This is a genomic window from Paenarthrobacter sp. NPDC057355, from assembly GCF_042667405.1.
In the GTDB taxonomy this organism is placed as follows: domain Bacteria; phylum Actinomycetota; class Actinomycetes; order Actinomycetales; family Micrococcaceae; genus Arthrobacter.
Genome location: NZ_JBHVAL010000004.1, coordinates 145,354 through 161,994, shown reverse-complemented (window position 1 = coordinate 161,994; position 16,641 = coordinate 145,354). Strand labels below are relative to the sequence as shown.

14 protein-coding genes and 1 riboswitch are annotated in these 16,641 nt (G+C 64.4%); of the genes, 8 read left to right on the top strand and 6 right to left on the bottom strand.

What is annotated here, in order from left to right; genetic code table 11:
* Positions 1-55: 55 nt before the first annotated feature.
* The gene (locus ACFUOZ_RS07395) at positions 56-961 is read right to left on the bottom strand and encodes a LysR family transcriptional regulator (RefSeq protein ID WP_377546266.1); all 906 of its coding nucleotides are present in this window, start codon (positions 959-961) and stop codon (positions 56-58) included.
* 93 nt (positions 962-1,054) lie between these two features.
* Here ACFUOZ_RS07395 and ACFUOZ_RS07390 point away from each other — a divergent pair, with 93 nt between their 5' ends.
* Positions 1,055-2,083, top strand: a complete 1,029-nt coding sequence (locus tag ACFUOZ_RS07390) for an MBL fold metallo-hydrolase (protein ID WP_377546264.1) — start codon at positions 1,055-1,057, stop codon at positions 2,081-2,083.
* A gap of 29 nt (positions 2,084-2,112) precedes the next feature.
* Positions 2,113-3,444: an MFS transporter gene (locus ACFUOZ_RS07385; protein ID WP_377546262.1), complete on the top strand. Its 1,332-nt coding sequence runs from the start codon at positions 2,113-2,115 to the stop codon at positions 3,442-3,444.
* A 113-nt stretch (positions 3,445-3,557) separates the two neighbouring features.
* On the opposite strand, the gene ACFUOZ_RS07380 is transcribed toward ACFUOZ_RS07385, so the two are convergent.
* Complete coding sequence (locus tag ACFUOZ_RS07380; RefSeq protein WP_377546260.1) at positions 3,558-5,258, bottom strand: thiamine pyrophosphate-binding protein; 1,701 nt, start codon at positions 5,256-5,258, stop codon at positions 3,558-3,560.
* Positions 5,255-6,310: an agmatinase gene (gene speB / locus ACFUOZ_RS07375; protein WP_347110027.1), complete on the bottom strand. Its 1,056-nt coding sequence runs from the start codon at positions 6,308-6,310 to the stop codon at positions 5,255-5,257. The genes ACFUOZ_RS07380 and speB overlap by 4 nt, the downstream gene beginning before the upstream one ends.
* Before the next feature lie 218 nt (positions 6,311-6,528).
* Between speB and ACFUOZ_RS07370 the strand changes: the two genes are divergently transcribed.
* Positions 6,529-8,502, top strand: coding sequence for an APC family permease (locus ACFUOZ_RS07370; protein WP_377546258.1), 1,974 nt, complete (start codon positions 6,529-6,531; stop codon positions 8,500-8,502).
* Positions 8,503-8,506: 4 nt separating this feature from the next.
* On the opposite strand, the gene ACFUOZ_RS07365 is transcribed toward ACFUOZ_RS07370, so the two are convergent.
* Complete coding sequence (locus ACFUOZ_RS07365) at positions 8,507-9,082, bottom strand: helix-turn-helix domain-containing protein (protein WP_377546256.1); 576 nt, start codon at positions 9,080-9,082, stop codon at positions 8,507-8,509.
* Between the two features lie 279 nt (positions 9,083-9,361).
* On the opposite strand from ACFUOZ_RS07365, the gene ACFUOZ_RS07360 reads away from it, so the two are divergent.
* Complete coding sequence (locus ACFUOZ_RS07360) at positions 9,362-10,897, top strand: sodium:solute symporter (RefSeq protein ID WP_377546254.1); 1,536 nt, start codon at positions 9,362-9,364, stop codon at positions 10,895-10,897.
* A 241-nt stretch (positions 10,898-11,138) separates the two neighbouring features.
* Positions 11,139-11,258, top strand: a riboswitch (SAM riboswitch).
* Positions 11,259-11,274: 16 nt separating this feature from the next.
* On the top strand, positions 11,275-11,622 hold the full coding sequence (locus tag ACFUOZ_RS07355; protein ID WP_377546252.1) for a hypothetical protein: 348 nt from the start codon (positions 11,275-11,277) through the stop codon (positions 11,620-11,622).
* On the opposite strand, the gene ACFUOZ_RS07350 is transcribed toward ACFUOZ_RS07355, so the two are convergent.
* Positions 11,619-11,810 carry a hypothetical protein gene (locus tag ACFUOZ_RS07350; protein ID WP_377546250.1) on the bottom strand — a complete coding sequence of 64 codons (192 nt, stop codon included), beginning with the start codon at positions 11,808-11,810 and terminating at the stop codon, positions 11,619-11,621. The two genes, ACFUOZ_RS07355 and ACFUOZ_RS07350, sit on opposite strands and share 4 nt — an antisense overlap.
* Before the next feature lie 264 nt (positions 11,811-12,074).
* Here ACFUOZ_RS07350 and ACFUOZ_RS07345 point away from each other — a divergent pair, with 264 nt between their 5' ends.
* The 3 genes from ACFUOZ_RS07345 (at position 12,075) to ACFUOZ_RS07335 (ending at position 15,264) form a co-directional block, all read left to right on the top strand.
* Positions 12,075-13,229 (top strand): VIT1/CCC1 transporter family protein, encoded by a 1,155-nt coding sequence (locus ACFUOZ_RS07345; RefSeq protein WP_377546442.1) that lies wholly within the window; start codon positions 12,075-12,077, stop codon positions 13,227-13,229.
* An 86-nt stretch (positions 13,230-13,315) separates the two neighbouring features.
* The gene (locus ACFUOZ_RS07340; protein WP_377546248.1) at positions 13,316-14,209 is read left to right on the top strand and encodes a matrixin family metalloprotease; all 894 of its coding nucleotides are present in this window, start codon (positions 13,316-13,318) and stop codon (positions 14,207-14,209) included.
* 119 nt (positions 14,210-14,328) lie between these two features.
* Complete coding sequence (locus ACFUOZ_RS07335) at positions 14,329-15,264, top strand: matrixin family metalloprotease (protein ID WP_377546246.1); 936 nt, start codon at positions 14,329-14,331, stop codon at positions 15,262-15,264.
* Between the two features lie 31 nt (positions 15,265-15,295).
* On the opposite strand, the gene ACFUOZ_RS07330 is transcribed toward ACFUOZ_RS07335, so the two are convergent.
* Positions 15,296-16,429, bottom strand: coding sequence for an LOG family protein (locus ACFUOZ_RS07330; protein WP_377546244.1), 1,134 nt, complete (start codon positions 16,427-16,429; stop codon positions 15,296-15,298).
* Positions 16,430-16,641: the final 212 nt, after the last annotated feature.

Sequence of the window (16,641 nt, the reverse complement as noted above, 5' to 3'; positions counted from 1 at the left end):
AGATTGATTGCTTTGGGAAACTAAAAAAGTGGTGGGCGCCTTCCGGCGTGAGGATTCAGCCTTCCTGTCGCGTCAACTCCCGGGCAGCGGCAATAACCTCTTCCACGCGGCGTGGGCGGCCAACCCCGGGAGCGACCACCGCTACGAGTTCGTTCACGGGCAAGGTGTCTTCGATCGGCACCAGCGCGACGCGCGAACCCGCATACAAGGACTCGATCCCCGGCCACACATTCGTCACCGAGTACGCCCGGCCGCTCGCCACAATGCCTCGGATGGTCTGGGCCACCACACTCCTCCAGCGCACCTTCGGTTCGATGCCTGCCGAATGGAACATCGCAATGACACGTTCCGCGCTCGGCGGGACGTCGAACAGGACCACATCTTCCTGGGCCAGGTCAGCAAAGCGCAGGGATCCCCTCCCCGCGAGCGGATGGTCCTGGGCCAGCATGAACTGCGGCCTGGATGCCGCCACCGTCAGGATTTCGACGCCGGGAATCGCCTGGAGTGAATAGATGAAGGCAACGTCCAGCTCGCCTTCCGCCACGGCGCGTTGCAGCTCCTCGGCGTTTCCCTCCACGAAGTCGAGCTCAACCTCGGGCCACTTTGCAGCGAAAACGCGGATGAGTTCAGGGATCAGTCGCGGCGAGATCGCGATCATGCAGCCGATCACCACACGGCCACGCATGTCCTGATGGGAACCACGGAGGGCCCCTTGGAGATCGGCGGCTTCGCGCAGGATGCGCCGGGCCCGCATCCCGAGCTCCACCCCCGCTGGCGTGGGTTCCACCCGTTTGGCGCGCGTGCGGATCAGGAGGTCCAGGCCGAGGTTCTTCTCCAACTGCGCGATGGCCATGGACGCAGCGGCCTGGGAGATGTTGCTCTCGCTTGCGGCCTTGGTGAGGGATCCGTGGTCCAGCACCGCCACGAAGTATTCCAATTGCCGGAGCGTAAACTCACCCATCAGTTCTCCTTATGAACTTCTTTGAATTGATTGATTATACAAGTGAGGTGGCGCAGACCACACTGGAGGAAAGCCCCTCGAACAAGGAGAACCATGACGCCGTCGTCATCGCTGAAGCCGCACATCATCACCCTCGGAACCGCAGGTGGTCCGCGCTGGTGGGCGGCGGCCGACTCCGGCGAGCGCACCGGCATTGCCACTGCCGTGGTGGTGGGAGACGCGTTCTACCTCGTCGACTTCGGCCAGGGAGCAGGGCGCAGGCTCAGCCAGTCCGGCCTGGAACTCAAGGACCTGCGGGCCCTTTTCATCACGCACTTGCACTCGGACCATGTGTACGACCTCGCCGGATTGGGCATCTTCGGCCTCTACGCGCTGACCCACCGCACGGAGAATCCCGTGAAGATCATTGGACCGGGCAACCGCGGTGAGCTTCCCGCAGTGTCGCCACGCGCCGTCGTCGCACCCCAGCCGCTGGCGCCGGAGAATCCGACGCCGGGCACGCGCCAAATGTTCGAACAACTCATGAAGGCCCACGCCACGGACCTCAACGACCGCATCCTGGACAGCCTGCGCCCCAGCCCCCTGGATATCTTCCACGCCGAAGACATCGAGGTTCCAGCCGGGAGCGGCTACCACCCCAACAACAACCCGACGCCGGACATGGAACCGTTCGAGGTGTACCGGGACGAACTGGTCACGGTCACGGCAATCCTGGTGGAACATCCGCCCGTGGCTCCTGCCTTCGCCTTCCGCTTCGACACCGCAGAGGGCTCCGTTACGATCTCCGGCGACACGGCCTATACGCAAAACATGATCACCCTGGCCCAGGACACTGATCTCCTGCTGCATGAGGCCATCGATTTCGCCTGGGTGGAATCCCTGTACGCGGACAAGACCGATGAATCCAGCCGAGCCTCGCGCGATCACCACTACAAATCGCACACCAGCGTCCGCGACGCCGCGAAGCTCGCCGAGGTTGCCGGCGTCGGGCACCTGGCCCTGCACCATCTGGTTCCCGGTTCAGCGTCCGCGTCCGTCTGGCACGAAGCCGGCGAGCACTTCTCCGGGACGTTCACCATCCCCAACGACCTCGACACCATCCCGTTCGCCCGTCAGCGCTGACGAGCCAGAACCCCAACCTGAGGAACAACATGAGTTCAGCACCAACAGCCCCGGACACAGGCGCTGCTGCCACCGTTACAAAAACGTCCTTGAACACCAAGGACATGCGCCGCATCCTCGCCTCCAGTTTCATCGGCAGCGCCATTGAGTACTACGACTTTGTCCTCTACGCCACGGCAGCGTCCCTGGTGTTCAACAAGGTCTTCTTCGCCAACCTCGGCCCCGGCTTCGACTTGTTCGCGTCCTTTGTCACCCTCGCCGTCGGATATATTGCCCGGCCCGTGGGCGGACTGATTTTCGGCCATTTCGGCGACCGCCTGGGCCGCAAGCAAATGCTGGTTCTGTCCATGCTGATCATGGGCCTGGGCACTACGGCGATCGGCCTGCTCCCCACCACAGCGCAGATTGGAATGGCGGCCCCGGTGGCCCTGGTGATCCTGCGCCTCGTGCAGGGTGTCGCGGTCGGTGGCGAGTGGGGCGGCGCTGCGCTCATGGCCATAGAACACGCGCCCAAGAAGCACCGCGGTTTCGCGGCCGCATTCGCCAACGCCGGCGGTCCGGCAGGTGCCATCCTGGGCACGCTCGCTTTGTCACTGTTCGCCGCGATTTCCGGCAAGGACTTCCTGGTGTGGGGTTGGCGCGTACCGTTCCTGCTGAGCGCGCTGCTCATTGTGGTGGGCATGGTCATCCGGTTGAAAGTGGCCGAGACGCCTGCCTTCCAGCGATTGGAGGCCGCGGGCGAAAAACGCCGTGTCCCGTTGCTCGATGTCTTGAAGAACAACCCCCGCGCCGTGGTTCTTGGGTTGCTCGCCACTACCTCATTCTACGTCTGCCAGTCCATGACCACCGTGTGGGGCGTATCGGTAGCCGTCGAGAGCGGTGCCGATAAGAATGGCGTGCTGAACATCAAGGCGGTCGCGGCGCTGCTGACCCTGGTGATCTGTTTCTACTCCGCCCGCCTCAGCGACCGGATCGGCCGCCGTCGTGTCCTTATCGGAGCTTCGGTACTTGGCGCCGTGTTGGTCTACCCCATTCTGATGCTGATGAGCAACGGCGAGCTGTGGGGCTTCGCGGCCGCCATCATCCTGGGCAACGGCCTGGTGCAGGGCTTCCTCTACGGCCCGATTGCCGCCTACGTCGCCGAACAATTCCCCACCCGCAACCGCTACACCGGAGCATCTTTGGCGTATCAAGGTGCGTCGATGATCGGCGCAGGTTTCACACCGATGATCGTGGCCGGGCTGAGCCTGGCTACCGGTGGAGGCATCTGGTTGATTGCGGTCTTCTGGATCGCCGCGATGCTGGCATCTGCCATCGCTGTAAAGGCCACTCCGGAAGGCACCAAGCGGGACCTCGACTGATCCTGCGTTGCGGGGCCCGCTCCACGCCCTATTCACCGCTTTTAGGGTGTAGAGCGGGCCTCACAACATAGAAAACCCCCGCGCAGATCACTGTGCGGGGGTTTCCTTGCGTCTTAGTCCAGGTGTGTGGGTCCGAACATCTTCAGCAGTGTTTCAACCACGACGACGTTGGGTCCGTCCGCTTCAAAGGACTCCTTGAGCGCGTCCCCCACTTCCTCCGGGGCCACACGCCGGGCCGGGACGCCGAAGGACTCGGCCAGCTTCACGAAATCCGGACGGGCGAGCTCGGTGGCCGTGGCCTGGCCGAAAGCTCCCACCATGTATTCGCGCAGGATGCCGTAGCCGCCGTCGTCCACGATCAGCCAGGTGACCGGGACGTTGTGCTGCTTGGCCGTGGCCAGTTCCGAGATGGAGTACATGGAGGAACCGTCACCGGAAACAGCGAGCACACGGCTGGGTTTGCCCGTGGTTTCCAGACCCACCGCCCCACCGATCGCTGCCGGGAAGCCATAGCCCAAGCCACCCGCGCCCTGGGCGGAGTGGAATTGCCCCTCACGGGCGTCCCAGCAGGACCAGCCCCAGTAAGCGGAAATGGTCATGTCCCAGAACGTCTGCATGTCCGCCGGAACAGCCTCACGGATATCGGCCATGAACTTCAGTTCCTTGGCGAGGTCCTGTGATTCCAGGCGGGCCTTGACCTTGGCCAGGGATTCCCTGACGACGTCCTCGGGGGTGCTGCCGTGCCAGTCTCTTCTGCCGGCTTCAGAGGCCCCTGCCGCGGCCAGCGCCTCATCGAGCGCGGCCAAAGCCTGCCCGGCATCGGCGCGGATGCCCAGGCCGGGTCGGTTGGATTCAAGGACCCGGGGTTCGGCGTCGATCTGGATGATGCGGCCGCGGGGTTCGAACGTGAAGTAGTTCGAGGTCACTTCACCCAAGGATGAACCGATCACGATCAGCACGTCTGCGTCCTCGAGGACATCGGTCATGTACCGGTCCTCGATCCACGACTGCAGGGACAATTCGTGGTTCCACGGGAACGCGCCATTGCCTCCGGGTGTGCAGATCACCGGTGCACGCAGCTGCTCGGCGATGGAGAGGAGCGACTTCTCTGCCCGGCCACGGCGGGTACCGCCGCCGGCGATGATGGCCGGACGTTCCGCCGTCGAAAGCCACTTCACCGCTTCACGGACCAGCTCGACGCGGGGCGGGTTGTCGAAAGCCTCAGCCAGGGCGTCTTCCACCGGCGGGACCATGATCGGATCCAGCAGCACATTCTGCGGGATTTCGATCCAGACCGGACCCTGCGGCGAGGATATCGCCTCGGTCCAGGCGTCCTGGATAGCTGAGGGAATACCCGAAGCATGCTGGATCAGGCGCTGGCTCTTGGTGACGTTCGCCGCCGAGGCCTTCTGGTCATCAAGCTGGTGCAGCATGCCTTTTCGGCGCGCACCCAAACCGTCCAGCGGGATCTGGCTGGCCACCACCACCATCGGAACACCGGTTGCGTAGGCCTCCTGGAGACCGGCCAGGGACGTCAGCGCGCCAGGACCGGTGGAGAGGAACAGCACCCCGACCTCGCCCGTGGCACGGGAGTACCCGTCGGCGGCGAACGCCGAGTTGTTCTCCACGCGGGAGGACACGAAGTGCAGGTTCCCGCGGCCCATGGCATCAAACAGGCCGAGCGCGTGCTGGCCCGGGATACCGAAAACCGTCTTCGCGCCGAGCGCCTCAAGGGTCTCGACGACGAGGTCCCCGCCGTTGCGCTGGTTGGTGCCCTTGGTGGGGGCTGCTGTGCCCGGGTCGAAATCGATCATCGCCGGGTAGCTTTCGCGAGTTCTTCCATGCGGGCGCCAAGGGCTTGCTGGGCGTAGCCGTTCGGCGCGCCATGCCGGTCACCCTCGACGGCGTTGTCTGCCATGAGGGTCACCAGTTCGTAGGCCACGTGGCTGCCTGCGACGCCGGTGATTTCAGCGTGGTCGTAGGCCGGGGCGACCTCCACGACGTCGGCGCCAACGAGGTTCATGCCGCGGAAGCCACGGATGATCTCCAGGAGCTCGCGGCTGGAAATGCCGCCGGCTTCGGGAGTACCGGTGCCGGGTGCGTGCGCCGGGTCCAGGACGTCGATGTCCACGGAGATGTACAGCGGGCGGTTGCCGATGCGGTCGCGGATCTTGGCTACGGTCTCAAGGACGCCTTGGTAGTACACGTCAGCGGAGGTGACGATGCCGAAGCCGAAGCGGTGGTCGTCGTCGAGGTCCTTCTTGCCGTACAGCGGACCGCGGGTTCCAACGTGGCTGATGGCCTCGGTGTCCAGGATGCCTTCCTCGACCGCGCGGCGGAACGGGGTGCCGTGGGTGTATTCGGCACCGAAGTAGGTGTCCCAGGTGTCAAGGTGTGCGTCAAAGTGCAGCATGGCGATGGGCTCGCCTGCGCGTTCTGCGGCGGCGCGGAGGAGCGGGAGGGCGATGGTGTGGTCACCACCGAGGGTGACCAGTTTGCTGCCGTTGGCCGTAAGGTCCAGTGCGTTTTGCTGGATGGTCTCGATGGCCTCGTTGATGTTGAACGGGTTCACGGCCATGTCGCCGGCGTCGGCCACCTGGATGTTCTCGAACGGGCTGACGTCCCAGGCGGGGTTGTACGGACGGAGCAAACGGCTGGCCTCACGCACGTGGTTGGCGCCGAAGCGGGCACCCGGACGGTAGGAAACACCGGAGTCGAAAGGGACGCCGACGACGGTGACGTCCGCCTTGGCGACCTGGTCCAGACGGGGAAGCCGGGCGTAGGTGGCGGCGCCGGCGTAGCGCGGAATGCGGGATGAATCGATGGGGCCGAGGTTGCCGTTGGCCTCAATACGGAGCTCTTCCAAAGTTGCGCCACTCCTTAGGTTGGTGGGTTTGAAACTGGGACTGTGACACCCATCATACACTCAAAGTTGCCTAATATGCATCACTTGTTTACGTCCTCCCGCAGGAGTGAGACGCCGCTCACAGCGGGCGTAAAGATTCCATAAAAACCGGTGTACCGGCGTCGGAAGCCCCCATACGCTCCTACGGGAAGCAGTACCGTGCTGCGCGAAAGGACACCGTGACCACCCTGTCGAGGCCTCCGGCCGACCCGGCCAACCGGCCCAAGAATTCCTTCAAGCTCAAACCTTGGCTGCTGGAAGGAATGCCGGACACCTCAGGCAAGCGGCAGGGCCCGCACGGCAGGCCCTCGGAGTCGCACAAACCGCAGGCCTGGTGGAAGGTCATGTGCCTCACGGGCCTGGACTACTTCTCCACGTTGGGCTACCAGCCCGCCATCGCGGCACTGGCGGCAGGGCTGCTATCACCCCTGGCCACGCTGCTCCTTGTCACCGCAACACTTGCCGGTGCGTTGCCCGTTTATCGACGCGTTGCCCGGGAAAGCCCACGCGGTGAAGGCTCGATCTCCATGCTGGAGCGGCTCCTCCCCCGCTGGGGCGGCAAACTCTTTGTCCTCGCCCTGCTCGGCTTCGCGGCGACGGACTTCATGATCACCATCACGCTCTCCGCAGCAGACGCCACTGCCCACCTCATCGAGAACCCGTTCGCACCGGAATTCCTTGAAGGCCAGCAGGTAGTCATCACCCTGGCGCTCATCGCGGGCCTGGGCATTGTCTTCCTGCGCGGCTTCAAGGAAGCAATCAACGTTGCAGTGGTCCTTGTTGGCGCGTTCCTGCTGTTGAACCTGGTGGTCATCGCCGTCTCCATCGGCCACGTGTTCACCGAGACTCGCGTCATCACGGACTGGTGGACGGCGCTCACCACATCCCACGGCGACCCCATCATGATGATCGCCCTGGCATTGCTGGTCTTCCCCCGCCTGGCCCTTGGCCTGTCCGGCTTTGAAACCGGCGTAGCTGTCATGCCGCAGATCAAGGGCCACCCCTCTGACACAGAGGCGAACCCGGCCGGCCGCATCAAGGGCGCCCACAAGCTCCTGACCACCGCCGCGATCATCATGAGCTCGTTCCTCATCACCTCCAGCTTCACCACCGTCATGCTGATTCCGGCCGCGGAATTCGAGCCCGGCGGGAAGGCCGATGGCCGCGCACTGGCGTACCTCGCCCACAAGTTCCTCGGCGATGGTTTCGGGACCATCTACGACATCAGCACCATTGCGATCCTCTGGTTCGCCGGCGCCTCCGCCATGGCCGGGTTGCTGAACCTCGTCCCGAGGTACCTGCCCCGCTACGGCATGGCGCCCGCCTGGTCACGGGCGCTGCGCCCGCTGGTCCTCGTTTTTACGGTGATCGCGTTCATCGTGACCATCATTTTCCAGGCCGACGTCAACGCCCAGGGCGGCGCCTATGCCACTGGCGTACTGGTCCTGATCACCTCAGCCTCCATTGCAGTGACACTCTCCGCACGCCGAAAGAAGCAGCGCGGGCAGGTCATCGGCTTCGGCATCATCTCGCTGGCGTTCATCTACACCACCGTGGTCAACTCCATCGAGCGGCCCGATGGCCTCAAGATTGCCGCACTCTTCATCCTGGCGATCCTGGTGGTCAGTTTCGCCTCCCGCATGCGACGCGCCTTCGAACTGCGGGCCACGCACATCAAGATGGACCACAAGGCCCTGGAATTCACGGCCAACAACTCCGACGGTCCCGTCCGGATCATCGCCCACGAACCCAAGCGCTTCAGCGCCGACAGGTACAGGGAGAAGCTGCAGCATGCCCAGCAGGCCAACCATCTCCCGGTGGACTGCGACGCCGTCTTCATCGAGATCATCGTGGACGACAGCTCCGACTTCGAACAGGAGCTCCAGGTGGTGGGCAAGGAACGGCACGGGTACAAAATCCTGGAAGTCCACAGCAACAATGTGCCCAACACGTTGGCCGCGGTTCTCCTGCACATACGCGACGTCACCGGCTTCATGCCGCACATCTACTTCCGCTGGACCGAGGGCAACCCGATCTCCAACCTGAGCAGGTTCCTGTTCTTCGGCGAAGGTGAGATCGCGCCCGTGACCCGCGAGGTGCTCCGGGAAGCCGAGCCGGACATCACCCGCCGACCCTGGGTGCACGTGGGCTGAGGGGTTACCGGCTTGCTGCCGGCACCAGCACCCAGAGCACTTCGACGGTCTGGTCCGTGGGGTTGATCCAGGTGTGGGGTTCGCGGCCCGGGAAGGACAGAGTGTCCCCTTCCTCGAGGTCGTACTCCTCGTTGGTCAGGATAAGTTTAATCCGCCCTTTGACCACGTGCAGTACGTCAACATCGCAGTCCACAGCGTAAAGCTCGTTCTCACCCCGGCCCCGGGGCTCGATGGTGGCCTGGAGGATCTGCAGGCGCCTCTCAGAGCGGGCAGTCAACAACCGCTCCACTATGCCTTGGCCACCCAAGGAAATCCTGGGGCCGTCGTCCCGCCTTGTCAGATGGGTCTCCGGCGCCGCAAAAAGGTCACCAACAGAGACGGAAAGCACCTGGCAGAGCGTCACCAAGGACGCTACCGACGGCGATGTCAGGTCGCGCTCCACGCGACTCAGGAAGCCCTTGGTCAGACCGGTCGCATCAGCCACCTGCTCAATGGTCAGGCGCTGCGTTTGCCGGGCTGCGCGGATTCTGGAACCGATGGCAACGGGAACATTGCTCGGTTCAACGGGTAGAGCCTTCATTCACGAACCTTTCAGGCCTGTCATGCGGCCCTGTCATTGGAGCAATAGTAGCCGGGAGGCACGTAAACAAGGCCACTGCCGACGTAACCATGTCCAAAGGATCTTGACTGTTACTCCGATCACAACATATCCTCAGAGGCAACAAGTGTTGTCTGTGAGGCACACAACACCTCCCAAGCTCCAAACACCAATCTCCAATCGTCAGCACGGAGACTTCGACGCCCTGCAGGAGTATCGTCGAAAACCCCAACCTCCGTGCATCAGCTCCAAGGACCGTTCATGGAATCTTCGGCTATTAACATCGCAATCGTGGTGGTGTACCTGCTCGCCATGCTGGCGTTCGGCTGGTGGGGCAAGTCCCGCACCAAGAACAACAGTGACTTCCTGGTGGCCGGCCGCCGCCTGGGCCCCTTCCTTTACACCGGCACCATGGCCGCGGTTGTCCTCGGTGGCGCGTCCACCGTGGGCGGCGTTGGCCTCGGTTACAAGTTCGGCATCTCCGGCATGTGGCTCGTGGTCGCCATCGGCGCAGGCGTGCTGCTCCTTAGCCTCCTGTTCGCAGGCACCATCCAGCGCTTGAAGATCTACACGGTCTCCCAGATGCTGAGCCTTCGCTACGGCAGCAAGGCCACCCAGACGTCCGGCATCGTGATGCTGGCCTACACGCTGATGTTGTGTGCCACGTCCACCGGTGCCTACGCCACCATCTTCGTGGTGCTCTTCGACTGGGAACGCTGGCTGGCAATCGCCGTCGGCGGCGCCATCGTCCTGGTCTACTCCACAATCGGCGGAATGTGGTCCATCACCCTGGCAGACCAGGTGCAGTTCCTCATCAAGACAGTGGGTATCTTCTTCCTGATGCTCCCCTTCGCGTTGAACGCGGCTGGTGGAATGGACGGCATCCGTGCGCGCCTGGAGGACAGCTTCTTCCAGATCGACGGCATTGGCACCCAGACGATCATCACGTACTTCGTCGTCTACACACTGGGCCTGCTGATCGGCCAGGACATCTGGCAGCGCGTCTTCACTGCCAAGACCGCGAAGGTTGCCCGCTGGGGCGGCGCTACGGCCGGCGTCTACTGCATCCTCTACGGCATCGCCGGCGCATTGATCGGCCTGGCAGCCCGCGTTGCCCTTCCCAACATCGATGTCGCCAACCTCGGTAAGGACGTCGTCTACGCCGAGGTCGCTACCCACATCCTGCCCGTCGGCATCGGTGGCCTTGTCATGGCAGCAGCAGTTGCAGCCATGATGTCCACGGCATCCGGCGCCCTGATCGCCGCCGCAACAGTGGCGCGCGCCGACGTCGTGCCTTTCGTTGCCAGCTGGTTCGGCAAGACCATCAACACCGATGACACCGAGAACCCCGAGCACGACGTCAAGGCAAACCGCTACTGGGTCCTGGGCCTCGGTATTCTCGCAGTGCTGATTTCCATGGCCGCGCAGGACGTGGTGGTCGCCTTGACCATCGCCTACGACATCCTGGTAGGCGGCCTCCTGGTTGCCATCCTCGGTGGCCTGGTGTGGAAGCGCGGCACGGGCATCGCAGCTGCCTGGTCCATGGCGGTCGGCTCCGTGCTGACCTTGGCTTTGCTCATCATGTACGCAGTTGGCGTCATCCCCAGCGAAGACGGCGTCTACGCCAACGAGCCCATCTACTGGGGACTCGGCGCCTCGCTGGTGGTTTACGTCGTGGTCTCCCTGCTGACCCCGCCCACGGACGCTGCTGTCCGCGAGGCCTGGGACAAGCGCGTTGCCGGCGCCATCTCCGAGGAACTGCCGCCGGAAGTACACCCGGTAGGCAGCAACAGCTAACCAAGCAATACCCGACGGCGGTGCCGCCCCTTTGTGGGGCAGCGCCGCCGTTTGCGTTCCCGGGGATGACGCGTTGAGGAGTTGCGAGGCCCACTGTGCGTCCTGAAACGACGTCAAAGCGCGCAGAGCGGGCCTCCCAACGCCCGGACTTCCACGTTGGAAGGCCTGCTCTGCACGGCAAACCCCGCCCAAGGAGCGCAGAGCGGGCCTCACAACGGGAGGTGCGGTAGGGTTGTCCCAGCTTCAAGAGATGTGGCGCCAAGCTCCGACTGGCCATACACCAACCCCATGTTCACGGGTGGTTCGGATGAAGAAGCGGCCCGTCCCGGACCTGAGACAACCGAACGGGCAAGAGCACTCTCCACAGGAGCAGCCGCGTGCCGTATCACGAGCCGAGCCACAACGAACCCATCAACAACGGGCCGGCACCAGCCCGAAGCACCCGCGACGAAACCGGCCCCTCAACCGTCAAGGTGATCCCCGCCGTCGACCTTTACCTTGGCACGGTGACCATACTGACCCGGAACCGGCCCCTGTGTTTCCGGTATCCGCAGGCGCGGCACATCGCCGAGGCACTGGCGCGGGCGGTCCGGCCCTCCACGTGGTGCGAGGCTACGGGGACTCTGACAGTCACCGTAGCCGCGGTGGGTCACCGGGAAGGCCGGCCCTGCACCTTCACGCTCAGCCGGGAACCGAGCCGGGAACCCAGTCGGGAACTCGCCTAGATTTCCTCGTCCTCCTCGCGGAACTCCTCGGTCTCATCGATTGGCACCACCCGTTCGTCGTCCTCGGGGGCGTCCACTTCCTCCACCCAGGGCTCGTCCACTTCCTGGTCTTCGGCGTAATCGTAGGCCGGGTCCGACTCGATGGTTGTGCGTTCGGGATAGTTGGAGTGTGATTCGGTGGTGTTCATGCTGCTACCTCCGTCCCGTGGGCTGCCTGCAGGAGCCCGGTGGCAAATTGCGGGTTGATTAAAGACCCGCCCCTGTCCCTCCATCTGAGCACCAGGGCAAGCATGGGTCAAGGCCCGGAAGAGCGTGCACGCAACGCCGGAAATTACGGTGCACCGAACATTCCGGATAAGGAATACCAGCCAAAAATCCGCGTCAATAAGCGGTAGTGTGGGGCGTGCAATGGGGCCGCAACCACCCCACCAAGCGCAGGAGAAAAAGTGCAGATGCACCAGGAATCCCAGAATTCGTCGAGCCCCGCTCCGGACCCCACCCCCGACCCAGCAGCCCACCGCACCAATGATGCGCCCTCGGCTTCCGACATCAGGCGCTGGCGGCAATACCTGGCCGACGAACGGGCCGAAGCCGCTGTTTACCGCGAACTTGCCCAACGCCGCGATGGGGAGGAACGCCAGATCCTGCTGGCCCTGGCCGAAGCCGAAGGCCGCCACGAAGCACACTGGCTCAAGCTCCTGGGAGATCATGCCGGGATGCCCAAAGCAGCGTCGGCCCGCAGCCAATTCCTGGGTTTCCTGGCCCGCAACTTCGGGTCCGTCTTTGTCCTTGCCTTGGCACAGCGCGCCGAGGGCCGCTCCCCGTACGGCACCGAACCAGCGGCGACGCCTGCGATGGTTGCCGACGAGCAGATCCATGAGGAAGTCGTCCGTGGCCTGGCCACCCGGGGCCGCAACAGGCTCTCGGGCACCTTCCGCGCAGCGGTCTTCGGCGCCAACGATGGCCTGGTGAGCAACCTCTCGCTGGTGATGGGCATGGCCGCCACCGGGGTCTCCAGCTCCGTGGTGCTCATGAGCGGCGTGGCCGGACTCCTGGCAGGCGCACTGTCCATGGGCGCCGGCGAATACGTTTCCGTCCGCTCGCAACGCGAACTGCTCAACGCCACGCTCCCCACCCAGGCGACGCTCACCGCAGCCCCGTCGTTGGACATCGACCACAACGAACTGGTCCTGGTCTACCTGGCACGCGGCATGACCCGGGAGGCGGCCGAGCACCGGGCAGCCGAGCGCATGGGACTGTTCAGCTGCGACTGCGATCCCAGCCTTTCGCTCCAACCCGAAAAACCGGTAACCGACGAGCACGAATCCGTGGGCTCGGCCTGGGGGGCAGCGATGTCCAGCTTCTGCTTCTTCGCCTCCGGCGCCATCGTGCCCATCCTTCCGTTCATCTTCGGCATGACGGGCATGGCCGCCCTCCTGGTGGCCGGTGTCCTGGTGGGAGTCGCGCTGTTGGCCACTGGCGCCGTCGTAGGCTTGCTGTCCGGAACATCACCGCTCAGCCGCGGCCTGCGGCAGCTGGCCATCGGGCTCGGAGCTGCAGCTGCCACCTACGGTCTCGGGTTGCTCTTCGGGGCTGCGATCGTCTGAGTTTGGACGGCCCAGCCGCCAGACCGTAATGTTGGTTCGTCCTCCGCGCTGCCCTGCGTGACCAAGGGCATGAGGAATGGAGAACCGTGGACGCGGAGCGGGAAACAGCGCATGTGCCGAAGCACCGGCGCACGGGAACAGCCGGGCGTGTTCTCCGCGGCCTGCTGATGGTGGTAGTCGCTGCGGTGGCAGCGGTCCTGGTCACCGGGTTCCTGAACGGCGACCCCCGCATCACGGCGCTGTTCCCGGGCGTCAGCGTCCCGGGCAGCCCGCAGATCGGGAAGACCCAGCCAACCGCGACACGTGTGCCCGATGCACCACCGCCTGGACTTGAGGAAGCGGATGCCCCGCTGGCCTCGCCGACGGCGCCCGGCACCACCAATGATTCCTACAAGTTCCTGGCGACCAACGACGACGGCACTCCTGTCGGCTACTCCCCCTGCCGCCCGCTGCACTACGTAGTGAACAACGCCACTGCGCCCCAGGGAACCGACGCACTCCTTGCCACGGCCATCGCCAACATCTCTGCTGCCTCGGGCATCCAGTTCGTCAACGACGGAACAACCGACGAACAGCCCGCAGACCGGCGCGAGCCCTACCAACCCAACCGTTACGGCGATCGGTGGGCACCCCTGCTGATTTCCTGGACCACGCCGGCAGTAGCACCGGCTCTTGAAGGCAAGGTCATCGGCACCGGCGGCAGCACCATGTATTCCCTGGACAAGGGCCCCAAAAGCTACATCACGGGGAGCCTGGAGCTCGACACGCCCCAGATCGCTGAACTCTTGTCGGACCCCGGCGGCTCGGACTATGTCCTCGCCGTCATGCAGCACGAACTGGGACACGTCATGGGCTTGGACCACGTGGACGATCCAATCCAGCTCATGTACCCCGAAATCGGCGCACCGGATGGCCTGGCAGCAGGTGACCTGAACGGTCTGCACCTCCTGGCCTCCGCGCCCTGCCGCAAGGACATTTAGCCGATCTCCTGCCCGGAACACGACACCATGGACTCCGGACCACGCTGGACCTATGCTGACGGAAACGGCCGACGGCGGCGCCCCACCGCACGTCCGCGGCCTCCACGTCAGGGGGTTCCATGGAACCTTATGGACCGTCCAAGTGGCCGGATCCGGATCCTCCCCGGCCCCGATACCTTCCGCCGGCATCCGGTCCCCGCGAACCACCTGAACCCCGCCCGCCGATCAAGCACAGCAGCACCGCCGCCATCTTGTTCCTGCTGGGCATCCTTGGACTGGTCTGCGCCGGGGCCTTTTTCGGCGGTGAGCTGCAACAGTTTCTGTACGGATCCTCAGAAACGCAAAGCCAACCGGCCCGCCCCGGGCTGGTGCCCTTCGGGCAACGGGATGATCCCCTCCCTGGCCGTGAAGAAGCCGATGCACCACTCGGGACGCCTCCGCCTGTGGTCCAGGCCAGCAGCTCGTACAAGTTCCTGGCGGTCAAAGAGGACGGAACGCCGCTGGCCTACTCACCCTGCCGGCCCATCCATTACGTGGTGAACTCAGACTCCGCACCGGCTTCCTGGCAGGCGTTGGTTGAGAAGGCTATCCAGCGGGTCAGCAATGCCACGGGGTTGAAGTTCATCTACGACGGTCCCAGCTCCGAAGTCCCCTCCCCGAACCGTTCAGGCTACCAACCTGCCAGGTATGGCGACCGTTGGGCGCCGGTGCTGATCGCGTGGAGCACGCCGGAACAAGTGCCCCGCCTGACGGGCCAGACCGTGGGCCTGGGCGGAAGCTCGTCCATCGGCCTGAGCAACGGCTACAAAGCCTACGTAACCGGGACGGTGTCTCTGGATGCCCCACAGTTCGCCGGCATCGTGGACACACCGGACGGGGACGAGATCGGCGTCGCTGTCATCATGCACGAGCTGGGCCATCTGGTGGGGCTGGACCACGTGGATGATCCCCGGCAGCTCATGTACGGTCAGGCTTCCTGGGTCCGGCACTATGCGGCCGGTGACCTGACGGGCCTGGCAAAACTCGGCGCAGGGCCGTGCAGCAAGGACTTTTGAACCGGGGATGCACGCTCGTCCGGGTGCCCGTTCACGCCGTCAGGACCGCGAGCGCCTCGTCCACCGTATCCACCAGGAAGATCCGCTCTGCCATGGGTTTGCCCGCGGCAAGGCTTTGCAGCATGGGCCAGGCCGGAAAGGTCCGTTCCCAGTGTTCGCGGCCCACCAGGACCATCGGCGTGATGGTTTCGGGCGCTCCGTAGTAGTTCTCGCAGGCGTCCTGGAAGATTTCCTGCACAGTTCCTGCGGCCCCGGGCAGGAACACGATCCCTCCATCGCAGAGCTCCAGGAGGATGGCTTCCCGGATGGCGTTGGCAAAATATTTGGCGATGTGGGTAGCGAAGAGATTCGGTGGCTCGTGCCCGTAGAACCATGTAGGGATGCCGAGCGTCGGGGTGCCGTCGGGATAACGTTCGACGACGGCCGCCGCCTTCCGCGCCCAAGCCGTCACCGAGGGCCTGAACCCCGGAACGTCGGCGAGCGACCCCACGGCGGCATCCAGTTCGCCGTCGGGCCTTGCGCTGAAGTACGCGCCCATGTTGGCCGCCTCCATGGCGCCAGGGCCTCCGCCGGTGGCGACTGCGAATCCGGACCGTGCGAGCAAACTGCCCAGGCGGGCGGCGTCGGCAAATTCCCTGGAGCCGCGCTGGGCAGCATGGCCGCCCATGACCCCCACGATCCTGCTCCCGGCGAAAGCGCCCTGGTCAAGTGCCTCGTCCAAGGCATCGCCGATGGCGTGGTCGTGCAGGGCTGCGGCGAGCGTCGCGTCGAGGCTCTGCCGCTGGCCCGGCAGGATGCTCCACTGGTAAACCTGCGCGTCGAGGGTTGACTCGTACTCACTTCCTGGGATGTCCGGATAGAGTTCCGCGGGGGTGTAAAGACTGCCGCGGTAGGGGTCGAAAGGTATGCCCAGCAGCTTGGGGAAGATCAGCGCACCGCGGCTTCGCAGGCTCTCCTCCACGCCGGCGTCGAAGGTGCAGCCAAGGAAGATCGCGCCTTGGGGGTCCATGTCTTTGAGCTGCCGCGAGTACCCCCGAAGGTCCAACGATTGGGCGTGCCAGCCGTGCATTGAGAGGGCCCCAGCACTAACCAGCCGATTGAAATGAACCACGCTTTCGACGTCGAGAGTTCTCGGACTGGGGTTCAACGCTGCGGTGCGGTTCATGCAATCAGCGTAATGGCCCCGCCGACAGGTCCGCCCCGGTTCGCAGAAGGGCCTGCCCGCACCCTAGCCATGGTGTTTCCCAAGGAGTACAGTAACGATCACTGCTTCACCTCCATTTGCTGGAGGAACCGCAGTATCCAACTGAATGACGTCCTGTGGGCGTCGAAAATTTGCCGGCTGGGGGGCCCAACATCTGCTCAAGGAGCACTGGT